This window comes from Sulfitobacter sediminis (genome assembly GCF_040811725.1).
Taxonomy (GTDB): Bacteria; Pseudomonadota; Alphaproteobacteria; order Rhodobacterales; family Rhodobacteraceae; genus Sulfitobacter; species Sulfitobacter sediminis.
In genome coordinates this window covers 23807-40388 of record NZ_JBFNXX010000002.1, presented here as the reverse complement: position 1 = coordinate 40388, position 16582 = coordinate 23807, and the positions used below count along the sequence as shown (strand labels likewise).

At 64.1% G+C, this 16582-nt stretch carries 14 protein-coding genes; 4 read left to right on the top strand and 10 right to left on the bottom strand.

All coding sequences use genetic code 11. The features are described 5' to 3' along the window. Window positions 1-20: 20 nt before the first annotated feature. The 10 genes from kynU to AB2B41_RS02665 all read right to left on the bottom strand — a co-directional run bounded on the left by kynU (window position 21) and on the right by AB2B41_RS02665 (window position 11154). Window positions 21-1211, bottom strand: a complete 1191-nt coding sequence (kynU, locus tag AB2B41_RS02710) for a kynureninase (protein ID WP_367876205.1) — start codon at window positions 1209-1211, stop codon at window positions 21-23. Then, entirely contained in the window at window positions 1212-2039 is an 828-nt protein-coding gene (locus AB2B41_RS02705; protein ID WP_367876204.1) for a tryptophan 2,3-dioxygenase, read from the bottom strand. Next, window positions 2036-3655, bottom strand: coding sequence for an AMP-binding protein (locus AB2B41_RS02700; protein ID WP_367876203.1), 1620 nt, complete (start codon window positions 3653-3655; stop codon window positions 2036-2038). Before AB2B41_RS02700 ends, AB2B41_RS02705 begins: the two co-directional genes overlap by 4 nt. 2 nt (window positions 3656-3657) lie before the next feature. Further along, complete coding sequence (locus tag AB2B41_RS02695; RefSeq protein ID WP_367876202.1) at window positions 3658-4806, bottom strand: acyl-CoA dehydrogenase family protein; 1149 nt, start codon at window positions 4804-4806, stop codon at window positions 3658-3660. 57 nt (window positions 4807-4863) lie between these two features. Further along, a complete protein-coding gene (locus tag AB2B41_RS02690) occupies window positions 4864-5664 on the bottom strand; it encodes an enoyl-CoA hydratase family protein (RefSeq protein WP_367876201.1) in 801 nt (266 codons plus the stop codon). After that, window positions 5654-6127 (bottom strand): MarR family winged helix-turn-helix transcriptional regulator, encoded by a 474-nt coding sequence (locus AB2B41_RS02685; protein WP_367876200.1) that lies wholly within the window; start codon window positions 6125-6127, stop codon window positions 5654-5656. Before AB2B41_RS02685 ends, AB2B41_RS02690 begins: the two co-directional genes overlap by 11 nt. Next, window positions 6124-6843: an SDR family NAD(P)-dependent oxidoreductase gene (locus AB2B41_RS02680; RefSeq protein ID WP_367876199.1), complete on the bottom strand. Its 720-nt coding sequence runs from the start codon at window positions 6841-6843 to the stop codon at window positions 6124-6126. The genes AB2B41_RS02685 and AB2B41_RS02680 overlap by 4 nt, the downstream gene beginning before the upstream one ends. Next, entirely contained in the window at window positions 6840-9137 is a 2298-nt protein-coding gene (locus AB2B41_RS02675; protein ID WP_367876198.1) for a bifunctional salicylyl-CoA 5-hydroxylase/oxidoreductase, read from the bottom strand. The genes AB2B41_RS02680 and AB2B41_RS02675 overlap by 4 nt, the downstream gene beginning before the upstream one ends. Window positions 9138-9269: 132 nt before the next feature. Beyond that, on the bottom strand, window positions 9270-10328 hold the full coding sequence (locus tag AB2B41_RS02670) for an ABC transporter ATP-binding protein (RefSeq protein ID WP_367876197.1): 1059 nt from the start codon (window positions 10326-10328) through the stop codon (window positions 9270-9272). Window positions 10329-10332: 4 nt separating this feature from the next. Then, window positions 10333-11154, bottom strand: a complete 822-nt coding sequence (locus AB2B41_RS02665; protein WP_367876539.1) for an IclR family transcriptional regulator — start codon at window positions 11152-11154, stop codon at window positions 10333-10335. 149 nt (window positions 11155-11303) lie between these two features. Here AB2B41_RS02665 and AB2B41_RS02660 point away from each other — a divergent pair, with 149 nt between their 5' ends. From AB2B41_RS02660 to AB2B41_RS02645, 4 genes are all read left to right on the top strand, one after another. Further along, complete coding sequence (locus AB2B41_RS02660) at window positions 11304-12569, top strand: ABC transporter substrate-binding protein (protein WP_367876196.1); 1266 nt, start codon at window positions 11304-11306, stop codon at window positions 12567-12569. Window positions 12570-12686: 117 nt separating this feature from the next. Further along, on the top strand, window positions 12687-13619 hold the full coding sequence (locus AB2B41_RS02655) for a carbohydrate ABC transporter permease (protein ID WP_367876195.1): 933 nt from the start codon (window positions 12687-12689) through the stop codon (window positions 13617-13619). Next, window positions 13619-14467 (top strand): carbohydrate ABC transporter permease, encoded by an 849-nt coding sequence (locus AB2B41_RS02650; protein WP_367876194.1) that lies wholly within the window; start codon window positions 13619-13621, stop codon window positions 14465-14467. The genes AB2B41_RS02655 and AB2B41_RS02650 overlap by 1 nt, the downstream gene beginning before the upstream one ends. Continuing rightward, the gene (locus AB2B41_RS02645) at window positions 14464-16548 is read left to right on the top strand and encodes an alpha-galactosidase (protein WP_367876193.1); all 2085 of its coding nucleotides are present in this window, start codon (window positions 14464-14466) and stop codon (window positions 16546-16548) included. Before AB2B41_RS02650 ends, AB2B41_RS02645 begins: the two co-directional genes overlap by 4 nt. Window positions 16549-16582: the final 34 nt, after the last annotated feature.

Here is a 16582-nt window from a genome sequence, read left to right as displayed (position 1 = left end):
TCCGGGGGCGCGGCTGTGCGTCAGGTGACGCGGCTTTTCACCTTGTAGGCCGCGTTGTCCCAGAGGCGGTTGTCCATGACGTCCCTGATGACTTTCACCGCAGCGGTCACGTCATCACTGTCAAGGTAGAGCGGCGTGAAGCCGAAGCGCATGATATCGGGCGCGCGGAAGTCGCCGATCACACTCCGGTCGATGAGCGCCTGCATCGCGGCATAGCCGTGCTCGAAACGAAAGGAGACCTGCGAGCCGCGAACGGCTGAATCGCGCGGGCTGGCAAGGGTGAGTTGCGGCACATCGCGCTCCACCTCTGCGATGAACTGCTCTTGCAGGGCAATGGAGGCCGCACGCACGTCCGCCATGTCCACCCCTTCCCAGACCTTCATCGCTTCTTCCAGCGCGGCCATTTGCAGCACCGGGGGCGTGCCGACCCGCATCCGTTCGATGCCCTTGGCGGGGCGATAGTTCAGGTCGAAATCGAAGGGGCTGTCATGCCCCAGCCAGCCGCTGAGCGCGGGTTGCGCGGCGTCGGCGAGGTCGGGGCGGATGTAGATGAAGGCAGGCGCGCCGGGGCCGCCGTTGAGGTACTTGTAGGTGCAGCCGACGGCGAATTCGCAGTTGGAGGCGGCCAGATCGACAGGGATCGCGCCCGCAGAATGGGCGAGGTCCCAGACCATCACCGCACCCGCCGCATGGGCCAGCTCGGTGATCGTCTTCATGTCATGCTTGCGGCCGGTGCGATAATCGACCTCGGTCAGCATCACGACGGCGATATCATCGCCAATGGCCTCGGCCACCTCTTCGGGGGCGACAGTGCGCAATTCGTAGCCCTGACCCAGCAGCCCGACGAGGCCCTCGGCCATGTAAAGATCGCTCGGGAAGTTACCGGTATCGCTCAGAATAATCTTGCGCTCGGGCCGCATCTTGAGCCCCGCCGCCAGCGCCTGGTACACCTTGACCGAGAGCGTGTCACCCATCACCACGCTGCCCTTCGGCGCGCCGATCAACCGGCCCACGGCATCGCCCACGCCCGAGGGCATCGCCATCCATCCAGCCTTGTTCCAGCCCCGGATAAGCATCTGCGCCCATTCTTCGGTCATCACGCCGCCCAATCGCTGGGGCACGGTTTTGGGCATCGGACCAAGGGAGTTGCCGTCGAGGTAGATCACCCCCTCGGGCAAGATGAAATGCTCTTTCTTAAGAACCTTGTTCACTTATAGTGCTCCTCTGACGTGCCACAGCTCGGGGAACAGTTCGACCTCGAGCATCTTGCGCAGATAGGCCACGCCGGAGGTGCCGCCAGTGCCGCGCTTGAAGCCGATCACCCGTTCGACCGTGGTGACGTGGTTGAACCGCCAGCGGCGGAAGTAGTCCTCAAGATCGACCAGCTTTTCCGCGAGTTCGTATAGTTCCCAATGGGTTGCGGGGTCTTGGTAAACCTTTTTCCAAAGGTCCTGCACGGCATCATCCGCGTCCCAGCTGCCGGTGCCCGGTTCGCCCGCAAGGGAGGGGATGTCGAGACGGTCGCAGGCGACGGCGATGGCCACCTGATAGAGGCTCGGCTGCGCCAGCTCAGTTTGCAGCGCCTCAAGGGCATGCGGCTTGTGCTCATGCAGCTTCATCAGCGCGGTGATCCGGTTGCCCAGCAGGTATTCGATCAGCCGGTACTGGTGCGACTGAAAGCCGGACGAATTGCCAAGAGAGGGGCGAAAAGCCGTGTATTCGCTGGGCGTCATGGTCCGCAGCACGTCCCAGGCGGAGTTGAGCTGTTCGAAGATGCGCGCCACCCGCGTCAGCATCTTGAAGGCCGGTTGCAGGTCGTCCTTCTGCATCACGGCGCGCGCGGCCTGTAATTCGTGGATCACCAGCCGCATCCAGAGCTCCGAGGTCTGGTGCTGCACGATGAAGAGCATCTCGTCATGCGCCGCGCTCAGCGGATGCTGCGCGTCGAGAATCGCGTCGAGGCCGAGGTAGTCGCCGTAGGACATGTCGCGCGCGAAATCCATCTTGGCCCCTTCGGAGGCGGTGTCGAAGGTGCTCATGGCGCTTCCCGCAGGGCAAAGCGCTGGATCTTGCCCGTCTGGGTCTTGGGCAGCGCGTCGATGAACCTGATCTCGCGGGGGTACTTGTAAGGCGCAATGGTGTTCTTGACGTGGTCCTGCAGGTCCTTGACCAGCGCCGCGTCGCCGATAAACCCTTCGATCAGCACGACATGCGCCTGCACGATGGCCCCGCGCGCCTCATCCGGCTTGCCCACCACGCCGCATTCGCTGACCGCCGGGTGGCTGAGCAGGGCCGCCTCCACCTCGGGTCCGGCGATGTTGTAGCCCGACGAGATGATCATGTCGTCGTTACGCGCGGCGAAATGCAGATAGCCGTCCGCGTCCATGGTGAAACTGTCGCCCGTGATGTTCCAGCCGTCCTGCACGTAAACCGTCTGTCGGTCGTCGGCGAGATAGCGGCAGCCGGTGGGGCCCCGTACCGCCAGACGGCCCACGGTCCCGCGCGGCACCTCGTCGCCGTTCTCGTCGATGATCTTCGCCTCGTAGCCCGTCACCGGCTTGCCCGTGCAGGCCGCGCGGTGATCGTCGAAGCGGTTCGAGATGAAGATATGCAGCATCTCGGTCGCCCCGATCCCGTCGAGCATAGGCTTGCCGGTCTTGGCCTTCCAGTCCTCGTAGACGGGTGCCGGCAGCGTCTCGCCCGCGCTGACAGCGGCACGGAGCGAGCTGAGGTCCGCCCCTTCTTCCATCGCCTGCAGCATGGCGCGATAGGCGGTGGGCGCGGTGAAGCAGACAGTCGCGCGGAACTTCTCGATGATCTCGATCATGTTGGGGGGGCTCGCGGTTTCCAGCAGCGTCGCCGCAGCGCCAAAGCGCAGGGGGAAGATCGCCAAGCCGCCGAGGCCGAAGGTGAAGGCGAGCGGCGGCGAGCCGACAAAGACGTCCTCGGGGGTCACGCCGAGCACTTCCTTCGCGTAGCCGTCCGCGATGATCAGCAGATCGCGATGGAAATGCATCGTTGCTTTCGGATCGCCCGTGGTGCCGGAAGTGAAGCCCAGCAGGGCGACATCGTCCTGCGCGGTGTCCACCGCATCAAAGCGCACGGGCTTTTCAAGTGCCAGCCGGTCGAGTTCCGCGTCGTGGTTCGAGGTGCCGTCGAAACCCACAACCGTCTTTAGGTATTTCGAGGTCTTCGCGCAGGTCGCCAATTCATCCATCAACCGTGTGTCGCAGAGCGCATGGGTGATCTCGGCCTTGTCCACAATCGCGCTGAGTTCGCCCGCCCGCAGCATCGGCATTGTGTTCACTACGACCGCGCCTGCCTTGGTCGCCGCCAGCCAGCAGGCCACCATCGCGGGGTTGTTGGCCGAGCGGATCAGCACCCGGTTGCCCGGTTTCAGATTCAGGTTCTCGACCAGTGCATTCGCCAGCCGGTTCGTCCAGTCGCTGAGTTCCTTGTAGGTGCGGCGGCGGCCATTCCCGATCAGGGCAGTGTGATCTCCGAACCCCTTTTCCACCATCTTATCGGTCAGTTCCACGCCGACATTCAACCGATCCGGATAGTCGAACCCGTCGAGCAGCAGGTCCGGCCAGAGGCTTTCATCCGGCAGGTTGTCCCGCGCGAAGGTATCCACATGCGCCGATGGTCCGAGCATCCCTATCTCCCCCCCAATGTCTGCCGCGCGATCACCACACGCTGCACGTCCGACGCGCCCTCGTAAATGCGTAGGGCGCGGATTTCACGGTAGAGACTCTCGACCATCTGCCCATGCCGCACCCCGTCGCCGCCGTGCAGCTGCACCGCCTTGTCGATCACCTGTTGGGCGTGGTCGGTGGCGAAAAGCTTGGCCATGGCGGCCTCGCGCGTGACGCGCGGCGCGCCGCTGTCCTTCGTCCAGGCCGCCCGGTAGACCAGCAGCGCCGAGGCATCGACGTCCAGCGCCATGTCGGCGATATGCCCCTGCACCATCTGCAAATCCGACAGCGGCGCGCCCTGCACGGTGCGGCTGGTCACCCGGTCGATCGCCTCGTCGAGCGCCCGGCGCGCGAACCCGAGGGCCGCCGCCGCCACGGTAGAGCGGAAGACGTCGAGAACCGACATCGCGATGGCGAAACCTTTTCCACGCTCCCCGATCAGCGCCGATCCCGGAATGCGCACATCGTCGAAATGCAGCGTCGCCAGCGGATGCGGCGCCATGACCTCCAGCCGCTCTTCCACCTTCAGCCCCGGCGTATCGGCGGGCACGACAAAGGCCGACAGCCCCTTGGCCCCAGGCGCCTCGCCCGTACGGGCGAAGACGGTATAGACATCCGCAATCCCGCCGTTGGAAATCCACGTCTTGCGGCCGTTCAGCACGAAACCGTTGCCATCTGTCTCCGCCGTCATGGTCGAGGCGGCGACATCCGATCCCGACTGCGGCTCGGTCAGCGCAAAGGCCGAGATCGCCTCGCCGCTGCGGGTCTTCGGCAGCCATTCCGCCTGCTGCTCGGGCGTGCCGAAAAGCGAGATCGCCCCGGTCCCCAGCCCCTGCATGGCAAAGGCGAAATCCGCCAGCCCATCGTGCCGCGCCAGCGTCTCTCGAATGAGGCAAAGCGTGCGCACATCGAGGCTCTCTCCGTTCGCTGCCCCCGAATGCTGCAGCCAACCGCCCTCGCCCAGCATCCGAACGATCTGGCGGCAGGCCGCATCGGTGTCGGAATGATCGACCGAGGACAGCTTATCTGCCGCCCAGACATCCAGCGCCTCGGCCAGCGTGCGGTGACGGTCCTCGAAAAACGGCCATGTCAGAAAACTGCGGTCAGGCAAGGCACACCCCCCTCGCTTCATCTTTCCAATACAACTCCGATCCCCCCGCAGCCACGCTCAATTCCCCTCGAAAACCGGGCGCTCCTTGGCCACGAAAGCCTTGTAGGCGCGCTCGAAATCCCCGGTCTGCATGCAGATCGCCTGCGCCTGGGCTTCGGCCTCGATGGCCTGTTCGATCGACATGGACCATTCCTGCGCGAGCATGGTCTTGGTCATCATATGCGCGAAATTCGGGCCCGCCTGTATTTTCTTTGCCAGATCCAGCGCTTCGGCCTCCAGATCACCGCCGTCGACAAGCCGGTTGAAAAAGCCCCAGCGCTCGCCTTCCTCGGCGCTCATGGACCGGCCGGTATAAAGCAGTTCCGCCGCCCGCGTCTGGCCGATGATGCGCGGGAGGATGGCACACGCGCCCATATCGCAGCCCGCCAGCCCCACCCGCGTAAACAGAAAGGCCGTCTTCGCCTCGGGCGTCCCGATGCGCAGGTCGGAGGCCATGGCGATGATCGCCCCGGCACCGACGCAGATGCCGTCCACGGCGGCGATGATGGGCTTGCCGCAGTTCACCATCGCCTTGACCAGATCGCCGGTCATGCGGGTGAATTGCAGCAGTTCCTTCATGTTCATCCGCGTCAAAGGCCCAATGATATCATGCACATCCCCGCCGGAGCTGAAGTTGCCGCCGTTGGAGCCGAAGATCACAACGTCCACGTCGTCGGCATAGACAAGATCGCGGAACCAGTCGCGCAGTTCGGCGTAGCTGTCGAAGGTCAGCGGGTTCTTGCGGTCCGCGCGGTCGAGGCGGACGGTGGCGATGCCGTCCTCGATCTCGCAGAGGAAATGCTTCACGTCACTGCGCATGGGCGTATTCCTTCTTTCTGTCTTCCTTGGCCTCGGCGGCGGCGGCAAAGGCCTGCAGCCGTTCGGCCATGGCGCGGGCGTCCTCGGAGCTGACGCCCTTGAGCATGTCGTCGATCCAGTCCTCGTGGGCCTGGGCCTGGGCTGCGAATTCTGCCTGTCCCGCCTTGGTCAGGCGCAGCACCGTGGCGCGGCGGTCGCCGGGGACAGCCATGCGTTCCACGAGGCCCTCCTCGCTCAGCCTATCGGCGATGCCGGTGACATTGCCGTTCGAGACGCGCAGGACACCGGAAAGCTGGCTCATCTTCAGCCCCTCGGGGTGGCGCGAGAGCGCGGACATCACGTCAAAGCGCGGCAGCGTCGTATTATGCTCGCGCCGCAGCTTGTCGCGCAGCTCCTGTTCGATGCCGCGCACCACCTTCAGGAGCCGCAGCCAGAGGCGGACGCGATCCTTGGCGGCGCTCATATCTCGCCGCCCGAGACCACCAGATCGTGGCCGTTGATCATCGACGCCTCAGCCGAGGCGAGGAAACGCACGGCGGCGGTCACCTCGTCCACAGTGATCATGCGGCGCATGGGGTTGTTGGAGACGAGCATTTTCTCCGCCGTCGGCTGATCCACTTCCATGCGCTTCATCACGTTTTTCACGGCCCCCGCCGCCATGTCGGTATCGACGAAACCGGGGCAGACCGCGTTGCAGGTGATGCCCTGCCGCGCCACCTCGATGGCGAGCGAGCGGACAAGGCCCAGCACCCCGTGTTTGGCGGCGGCATAGGCGGCGAGGTTTGCGCCGCCCTTGAGGCTGGCGATGGAGGCCATGGCAATGAGCCGCCCGCCCGGCTGCATGTCCTGCAGGGCGGCGCGGAAGGTGAGGAAGACGCCGGTGAGGTTCACGGCCAGCGTGTCGGTCCAGATGCTGGTGGGCATGTCCTTGACGGGCATCGCGTGGCCCGCGCCCGCGTTGGCAACGACCACGTCGTAGGGCTTGTCAAAGAGCGCCTTGACTGAAGCCTCGTCGGTCACATCGACCGACATACAGCGCATGTCAAAGCCCTTTGCCGTTTCCTCAAGCGCCTCCATCCGGCGGCCCGCGATGGTGACCTGATCGCCAGCTTTGGCGAAATCCCGTGCGACGTCCCGGCCGATGCCCGATCCGCCGCCTGTAACCAATACCTGTCTCATACTTTCATCTGCTCCATTTCTGCGGCGCGGTCGGCCAGCCGCCAGGCCTGATCCCGGCCCGCCTCGTAGGGCTTGGGCCATTTCGCGTGACGATCCCCGATTTCGGCGCCCGCGTGCAGCGTCCAATAGGGGTCACTCAGGTGCGGACGCGCAAGGCAGACAAGGTCCGCGCGGCCCGCCATCAGGATCGAATTGACGTGGTCGGGCTCGTAGATGTTGCCCACGGCCATGGTCCTGATCCCGCCTTCGTTGCGGATGCGGTCCGAGAAGGGGGTCTGGAACATGCGGCCGTAGACAGGTTTCGCCTGCGTCGAGGTCTGACCGGCGGAGACGTCGATGATATCGGCCCCTGCCTCTTCGAACCTGCGTGCGATTTCAACTGCTTCCTCGGGGGTGACACCATCGTCACCTGCCCAGTCGGAAGCGGAGATGCGGACGGACATGGGCTTGCCTTCGGGCCATGCGGCGCGCATCGCCTTGAAGACCTCCAGCGGGTAGCGCATGCGGTTCTCGAGGCTGCCACCGTATTCATCCGTGCGCTGGTTCGACAGGGGCGAGATGAAGGACGAGATGAAATAGCCGTGGGCAGCGTGCAGTTCGATCATGTCGAAGCCAGCGCGCTCGGCCATTTCCGCGGCCGAGACGAAATCGGCCTTGATGCGGTCCATGTCCGCCCGCGTCGCTTCCTTCGGCACCGCGTTTTCGTCCGACCATGGGATCGCGGATGCGGAAACCAGTGGCCAGTTGCCCTCCAGAAGCGGCCTGTCCATGCCTTCCCAGCCGATCCGGGTCGAGCCCTTGCGCCCCGCATGGCCGATCTGGCAGCAGATCTTCGCCTCCGTCTCGGCATGCACGAATTCCGTCAGCCGTTTCCATGCCGCCTCATGTTCGGGGGCATATAGCCCCGGACAGCCCGGCGTGATCCGCCCGTCGGCAGAGGTGCAGGTCATCTCGGTATAGACCAGCCCCGCCCCGCCCTTGGCGCGTTCGCCGTAGTGGATGAGGTGCCAGTCGGTGGGGCAGCCGTCGACGGCCTTGTATTGCGCCATGGGCGAGACGACGATGCGGTTCTCAAGCTTCATGTCGCGCAATTGGAAAGGCGCGAACATCGGCGCACGCACGGGGCCGTTGGCCCTTGCCCCCGCCTGCTCCATGAACCACTTCTCGGCCCCTTCGAGCCATTTCGGGTCGCGCTGGCGCAGGTTCTCGTGGCTGATCCGCTGGGAGCGGGTCAGCATCGAGTAGTTCAATTGGACCGGGTCGAGGTCGAGATAGCGCTCCACATCCTCGAACCATTCCAAGGAGTTGCGCGCCGCCGATTGCAGGCGCAGCACCTCAAGCCGCCGCTCGTCCTCGTATTTCTCGAAGGCCTTCTCGATGGTGCCTTCGGATTGGATGTAATCGGCCAGCGAGATCGCCGATTCCATCGCCAGCTTGCTGCCCGAGCCGATGGAGAAATGCGCGGTTGCCGCCGCGTCGCCCATCAGGACGACATTCTCGTGATGCCATTTCTCGCAGAGCACGCGCGGGAACTTGATCCAGGCGGAGCCGCGGATGTGGCTGGCGTTGGTCATCAGGCTGTGGCCGCCGAGGTGGTCCTTGAAGATGTCCTCGCAGACGGCGATGGATTCCTGCTGGCTCATCTCGCCGAAACCGTAGTTGTCGAAAGTCTGCTGCGAGCATTCCACGATGAAGGTCGCGGTGTCCTTGTCGAACTGGTAGGCATGGGCCCAGACCCAGCCCTTGGCGGTTTTCTCGAAGATGAAGGTGAAGGCGTCGTCGAACTTCTGGTGGGTGCCGAGCCAGACGAATTGGCATTTGCGCACGTCGATGTCGGGCTTGAAGGTGTCCTCGAACTCCATCCGCGTCTTGGAATTCAGCCCGTCGCAGGCGACGACGAGGTCGTAGTCATCCATGTAGGCGGAGGCGGATTTGACCTCGGTCTCGAACTGCAGGTCGACGCCTAGCGCGCGGGCGCGGTCTTGCAGGATCAACAGCAGTTTCTTGCGCCCGATGCCGCAGAAGCCGTGGCCTGAGCTGACAGTCTTGGTGCCCTTGTAGATCAGGGCCATGTCGTCCCAATAGGCAAAATTGCGGCGAATCTCGGCGGCGGAGACGGGATCGTTCGCTTCAAGATTTTCAAGCGTTTCATCCGACAGCACCACGCCCCAGCCGAAGGTGTCGTCGGGCTTGTTGCGCTCCAGCACGGTGATATCGGCCGATGGATCGCGCAGCTTCAGTGAGATCGCAAAGTAAAGACCGGCAGGGCCGCCACCCAGACAGATTGCGCGCATATCGCTCTCCCCAGAACAGATTGTTTGGTCAGACGCTACGCCTGTCCGGCCTATATTTCAAGCAAGAACATTTCATGCATAAAGTAATTGGCCGATTTAACCCTGACCTGCCCTCAGGGCGGAACGCCAAGCTCAACGAATCCGCAGACCGGTCCCCGCCTCAAACAGCATCGCCCGGCGCGGCTCGAAGGTGATGTCGACGGTGTCCCCTTCGCGGGCGCGGTCGTCTCCGCGCTCTTCCGCGATGATCCGCTCGTTCGTGTGGGTCGCCAGATGCAAGTAGCTCACCCCGCCCAGCGCTTCGGACAGGTCCGCCGTCAGCCCGCCCTGCCCCTGCTGGACCTCGATATGTTCGGGACGGATGCCAAGGACCACTTCGGTCCCCTCGGCAGGCAGCGAAGCGGTGACCTCCACCGACCGGCCCAGCGCGGGAACCGACACGGCACCGCCCAGCACCTTGCCCTGCAGGAAGTTCATGGCAGGCGAGCCGATGAACCCCGCCACGAAACGGTTGTCGGGATCGCGGTAGAGGTCAAGCGGCGCGCCCACCTGCTCGATCCGGCCCGCGCGCAGCACGACGATCTTGTCCGCCAGTGTCATCGCCTCGACCTGATCGTGGGTGACGTAGATCATCGTCGCCCCGATTTCCTTGTGCAGCCGCGCGATCTCCACCCGCATCTCCACCCGCAATTCCGCGTCGAGGTTCGACAACGGCTCGTCGAAGAGGAACACCTCCGGCCCCCGCACGATGGCGCGCCCGATGGCGACGCGCTGGCGCTGGCCACCGGAGAGGTTCGCGGGCTTGCGCTTGAGATACTGGTCGAGCTTCAGGATCTCCGAGGCCGCCTTGACCTTCTGCGCGATCTCGGCGCGCGGCACGCCGTTCATCTTCAGGCCAAAGCCCATGTTCTGCTCGACCGTCATATGCGGGTAAAGCGCGTAGGTCTGGAACACCATGGCCACCCCGCGCTCGGACGGGTCGGCCTTGGTGACATCCCGGGCGCCAATGCTGATCGTGCCTTCGGTCGTTTCCTCAAGCCCCCCGATCATCCGCAGCAGCGTGGATTTCCCGCAGCCCGATGGGCCGACGAAGACGCAGAATTCGCCGTCCTGCACCTCTAGGTCGATGCCGTGAATGACCTGCACATCGCCGTAGCGTTTGATTGCATTCTGCAGTTTGACGCCTGTCATGCTCTCATGTCCCCGTCTTTCTGTTGCTCTGACCCAGCGCGCCGTCTTTCTGCGCCAGGTAGGCGGGCGCGCGCCATGCCTCGGCCTCGGCCGCGATCGCCTGCGCGGTCGCGCCCAAGTCAGGCACGAGCGCGTCAAGCTGATCAAAGCCTGTGGTCCGTGTCGAACCGGTGATCGACAGCCCCCCGAGAACGTGCCCCCGCGACGACAGGATCGGCACGGCAATGCAGATGATCCCCGGCTCATGCTCCTCCCGGTCGTAGGCGTGTCCGCGCGCCACGATCCGGGCAAGCTCGGCCCGGAGCGATGCCGGATCGGCGAGCGTATGCTCGGTGAAGCGGTGGTAGCTTTGCTGGGCAAGCATCTGGCGCTGCTCAGCTTCGGGCAGGAAGGCGAGCATCGCCTTGCCCACGCCCGTGCAATAGGCCGGGCCGATTTTTCCGGCGTCCGAGAACATCTCGACGGGTTGGGTCGCGTTGCGCTTGTCGACATAGAGCACCTGCCCGTGATCGAGCTGCGCCAGATGCACGGTCAGCCCGATCCGGCGGCTCAGCGCGTCGAGGTGCGGGCGCGCGATGGGGGCCAGGCTGGACTGGTTCCAGGCCGCATGGGCCAGCCGGACGAGACGCACCCCGAGGGAATAGGTCTGATGATCGGGATCGTAGGCCAGAAGGCGTTGGTTGGTCAGGGTCTGCAGGAAGCGGTAGAGGGTCGCCTTCGGAAATGGGCTGTCTTCCAGCAAGGTGGCAAAGCGGACCGGGCGGCCAAAGGCGGCCACCTGATCAAGCACATCCATCGCTTTTCCGACCGTTCCGTCCCCGGACATGGTATCCTCCTCGATGTGGCCGTGACCTGCCTGCCCCCCGGTCACACCCGCATCTTCACTTGACAAGATTGGCAGGCTGCGCTGTAGTTTTCAATATATAAAACCAAGTTTCAAATATTGGAACAAGAACCGATCTCGGGAGGATCCACATGACGTCACTGAAATCAACGGTTGCAAGTCTGCTGGCAGGCTCGACCCTGCTGGCCGGTGCCGCGCTGGCGGACGGCCATGAGAAACTATCGGGCGACCTCGTCGTCTTTTCGGACATGTCCAACCCGGCGCCCCGCGCGGTCATGGAAGGAATGGTCGCACGTTTTGGCGAGATGCACCCCGATCTCAATATCGAGCTGACGGTGATCGACCGCGAGGCCTACAAGACGCAGATCCGCAACTTCCTGACCGCCGACGCGCCGGATGTGGCGAACTGGTACGCGGCCAACCGCATGCGTCCTTACGTCGACGCGGGGCTTTTCGAGGATGTCTCGGACATCTGGGAAGGGCAGCTGTCGGAAGAGCTGGCCTCGACCAAGGGCGCATTGACTTTGGACGGCAAGCAGTGGGGCGTGCCCTATACCTACTACCAGTGGGGCGTCTACTACCGGAAGGATATCTACGTAGAGCTGGGGCTCAGCGAGCCCGCGACATTCGAGGAGATGAAGGCGAATTGCCAGGCGATGCTGGATTCAGGTCGCAAGTGTTTCACCATCGGCACCAAGTTCCTTTGGACCGCGGCGGGCTGGTTCGACTATCTCAACATGCGCACCAACGGATATGACTTCCACGCCGCCCTCACCAATGGCGAAATTTCCTGGACAGACGACCGGGTCAAGGCCACCTTCGCTAACTGGCGCGAACTGATCGACATGGGCGCTTTCATCGACGATCACACCGCCTATAGCTGGCAGGAATCGCTGCCCTTCATCACTAACGGTGATGCGGGCGCGATCCTGATGGGCAACTTCGCCGTGGCACCGCTGCGCGAGGCGGGGCTGGATGACAGCAAGCTTGACTTCCACCAGTTCCCGGCGATCAATGCGGACGTGGCGATGGCCGAGGACGCGCCGACGGATACCTTCCACATCCCGGCCAATGCCAAGAACAAGGATGCGGCACGGGCGTTCCTGAAGTTCGTCGTATCGGCCGACAACCAGACGATGATCAACGCAGGCGACGCGCTGGGGCAGTTGCCGGTGAACAGCAATTCCTCGGTGGATGACGACAAGTTCCTCAAGGAAGGCTTCGCGATGCTGTCCTCCAACAGTCCCGGCGGCGTGGCGCAGTTCTTTGACCGCGACGCACCCGCCGAGATGGCCAAGGTGGCGATGGAGGGCTTTCAGGAGTTCATGGTCAAGCCCGACAACCTCGACAGCATCCTGTCCAAGTTCGACCGGGCGCGCGAGCGGATTTACCGCTGAGGATCCGGGCGCGCGGCACCGCCCGCGCGCCCGCCTTCGGTGCAGCAGGCTGCACCTTACGATGTCGCGTGATGCTGTAAGGTGCAGGCATCCTGCACCCCGCCCTGAGGACCCAAGATGACCCAGGCCGTCCTGCCCACCCCCTCCGCCCCCGCGCGCAGCTTCTGGCAGCGCAACCAGCAGACGCTGGCGCCGTGGTTCTTCCTGACGCCCGCGATCCTGTTCTTTGTCTTCTACGTCATCTACCCGGTGTTCCAGTCCTTCAACCTGTCGCTTTACGAATGGGACGGGCTGGGGGCGAAGGAATACATCGGGCTGCGGAACTACGAGGGCCTCTACTGGGAATGGGTCGACCGGGACGCTTTCTATGTCTCGCTCAGGAACAACGTCATCTGGCTGATCCTCTACCTTGCCGCGATCCCGGCGGGGCTGTTCATCGCGCTCTTTCTAAATCAGACGGTGACGGGCATCCGGCTTTACAAGTCGCTGTTCTTCTTTCCCTTCGTGATTTCCCAGGTGGTCGTGGGCCTCGTCTTCACATGGTTCTATGACCCCGCTTTCGGATTTCTGAATGTCTTTCTGGGGTGGTTCGGCCTTGGGCCGATCAACATGTTGGGCGACGAACGTTTCGTCACCTATGGCGTGATCATCGCGGGGCTCTGGCCGCAGACGGCCTATTGCATGATCCTCTACCTCACGGGCCTGAACGCCGTGGACCCCGAGCAGATCGAGGCGGGGCGGCTGGATGGGGCCAAGGGCTGGCGGATGCTCTGGCACGTGGTGCTGCCGCAATTGAAGCCCGCGACCTTCATCGCCTTTGTCGTGACGATCATCGGGGCGCTGCGGTCCTTCGACCTCATTTCCGTCATGACAAGCGGCGGGCCCTTCGGGTCTTCCCGCGTGTTGGCCTATTACATGTTCGAGGTAGCCTTGAGCGAATACGGCTTCCGCATGGGCTATGGTGCCGCGATTGCGGTGGTGCTGTTCGCGATCATGATGGTCTTCATCGCCTACTTCCTCTTCTCGATGTACCGCGAGGAGAAACGCTGATGTTCCCCACCCCGCTCGACAAACGCGGGCCGATGGCCAAGCCGCTTTACCAGGCGATGCTGCCGCTGGCGCTAATCGCCTGGCTGCTGCCGCTGCTCGCGGTGGCGGTGTTCTCGATCAAGCCGGGGGCGGATTTTACCAATGCGAATTACTGGGGGATGCCGTCGTCCTTCGATCTGCTGGAGAACTACGGGCAGGTCTTCTTCAACTCCGACATGCCGCGCTACTTGCTGAACTCCTTCTTGATCACCATCCCCACGGTGATCGGGGCGGTGGCGCTGTCGGCGATGGCGGGCTTCGCCCTCGGTATCTATAGGTTCAAGGCGAACATCTGGCTTTTCTTCATGTTCGTGGCGGGCAATTTCGTGCCTTTCCAGATCCTGATGGTGCCGGTGCGCGACCTCACGCTGGAGATGGGGCTTTACAATACCAAGACCGGGCTGGTGCTGTTCCACATCGCCTTTCAGACTGGGTTCTGCACGCTTTTCATGCGTAACTTCATCCGCGCCCTGCCTTTCGAGTTGATCGAGGCGGCGCGGGTCGAGGGGATATCGGAGGTGCGCATCTTCTGGTATGTGGTGCTGCCGCTGATGAAGCCCGCGCTGGCCGCACTCGCCGTGCTGATCTTTACCTTCATCTGGAACGATTATTTCTGGGCGGTGGTGCTGACCCAGGGGCCGGAGAGTCAGCCGGTGACGGCGGGGATCACGGCCTTCAACAGCCAGTTCCGGGCGATGTACCACCTGATGAGCGCGGGCAGCATCGTGGCCGCCCTGCCCCCGGTGGCGATGTTTTTCCTGATGCAGAAGCATTTCATCGCGGGGCTGACGCTGGGTGCCGTGAAGTGATCGAGACATGGCGGCTTGACGACGGACAGCAGACGCTGGCGCTGGCCAGCCGGGACCGCGGCTGTCCTGAGGTGATCTACTGGGGTGCCCCGTTGCCAGAAATTGAGGATCTTGCCGCGCTTGCCGCCGCGGCGGAGACCGATTTCACTGGCGGGGCGCTCGACGCAGTGGCGGGATTGTCGCTTTGCCCGACCGGAGCCGAAGGGTTCCAGGGTCAACCGGCACTGGTGCTGCGGGACGGTGACGGCACGCATGTCATGCCCCGTTTGCGGTTCGACAGCGCGGCGGTCGCGGCAGAGGCGCTGACGCTGACATGCCGAGACGACGCGCTTGGCGTGACCTACATCGCGCGTCTTGCCACCGATCCCGCGACCCACGTGATCACCCTCACTGCGCGGCTGGAGTGCCCGCGCCCCATGCGCCTGCACTGGTTGTCGGCCCCCGTCCTGCCGGGATCGCAGGCGGCGGAGGAGATGATCGATTTCTCGGGGCGGTGGTGCGGTGAGTTCCAGCCCCTCCGCAGCCCCTGGGCCACCGGTATCCGCGCGCGCGAAAGCCGTGCCGGGCGGCCTGACCATGCGCATTTTCCGGGGCTCTTGGTGCCAGCACGGGGTGCCACCAACACCGCAGGCGAGGCCCATGCCTTTCACTATGGCTGGTCCGGCGGGCACCGGATGGTGGCAGAGGAATTGCCGGACGGACGGCGGCAGGTGCAGTTCGGCCACGCGAGCGGTTCGGCACTCGAACCTGCGGAGAGTTTCGAGACCGCACCGCTTTTCGTCACTTTCTCAGCCAATGGCCTCAATGGTTGTGCCACAGCCTTTCAACGCCACCTGCGCGACCGGATCGTGACCTGGTCCGAGCCCAGGCGCCCCCGGCCTGTTCACTACAACTGCTGGGAGGCTGTCTATTTCGACCATGACCACGACACGCTCAAGGACATCGCGACGCGCGCCGCCGCACTTGGGGCGGAGCGTTTCGTGCTGGACGACGGCTGGTTCGGGCAGCGGGATGATGACACCTCTTCATTGGGCGATTGGACAGTGGATGCGCGCAAGTATCCCGATGGGCTAACGCCGCTGATCGACCACGTGCATGGCGTGGGCATGACCTTCGGTCTCTGGGTCGAACCCGAGATGGTGAGCCCGGATAGCGATCTCTTTCGCGCCCACCCCGACTGGGCGCTCGGGGCGGCGGATCAGGTTCTGGGGCGCAATCAGATGGTGCTGGACATGAGCAAGCGGGAGGTGCGCGCGCATCTCTTCGAGCGTCTCTCCGCGCTCCTCGCCGCGCATCCGGTCGATTACCTCAAGTGGGACCACAACCGTGTGCTGCCCGCGCCGGATGCAACACAGACGCGCGGCACCTACGCGCTGCTCGACCGGCTGCGCGACGCCTTCCCGCAGGTCGAGATCGAAAGCTGCGCCTCGGGCGGCGGCAGGATCGATTTCGGCATCCTCGGTCGGACACAGCGTGTCTGGCTGTCGGACAGCAACGATGCGCAGGAGCGGTTGAGGATGCAGCACGAGGCCGCGCTTTTCCTGCCCGGTGCGGTCACCGGCAGCCATGTGGGACCCCGCCGCTGCCACACCTCGGGCCGCACGCTGAACATGGAATTCCGCGCCTGGGTTGCCGCGCAGCGCCACATGGGGTTCGAGATGGACCCGCGGGAACTGACGCCTGATGAGGCCGAGGTGCTGCGTGAGGTGACGACGTGGTGGAAAGAGAACCGCGACTGGCTGTTCGACGCCGATATCCTGCGCCTCGATTCGACCGACCCGTCGGTAACGGCAGAGCAGCAACTGTCCCGGAGCGGCGAGCGCTTCGTCGTCTTTGCTGGCCAGACAGCGCCCTCCCGGCAAACCGCGCCACGCCCCCTGCGCCTGACCCGGCTATCGCCCGAGGCCCGTTACCGGATACACCTGCGCAACCGGTCTGTCGCGTCACATCTGTCGCGGGCCGCGTTGGCGCTGAAGGACGGCCCTCTCGTCCTGAGCGGGGCCGCATTGATGCAGAGCGGGATCACCCTGCCCTGGAGTTTTCCCGAGACGATGTGGGTCGTGGAGGGGGAATGGCTGTGATAGGTCCGGGTACACCGAATGACAGCGGGCCCGG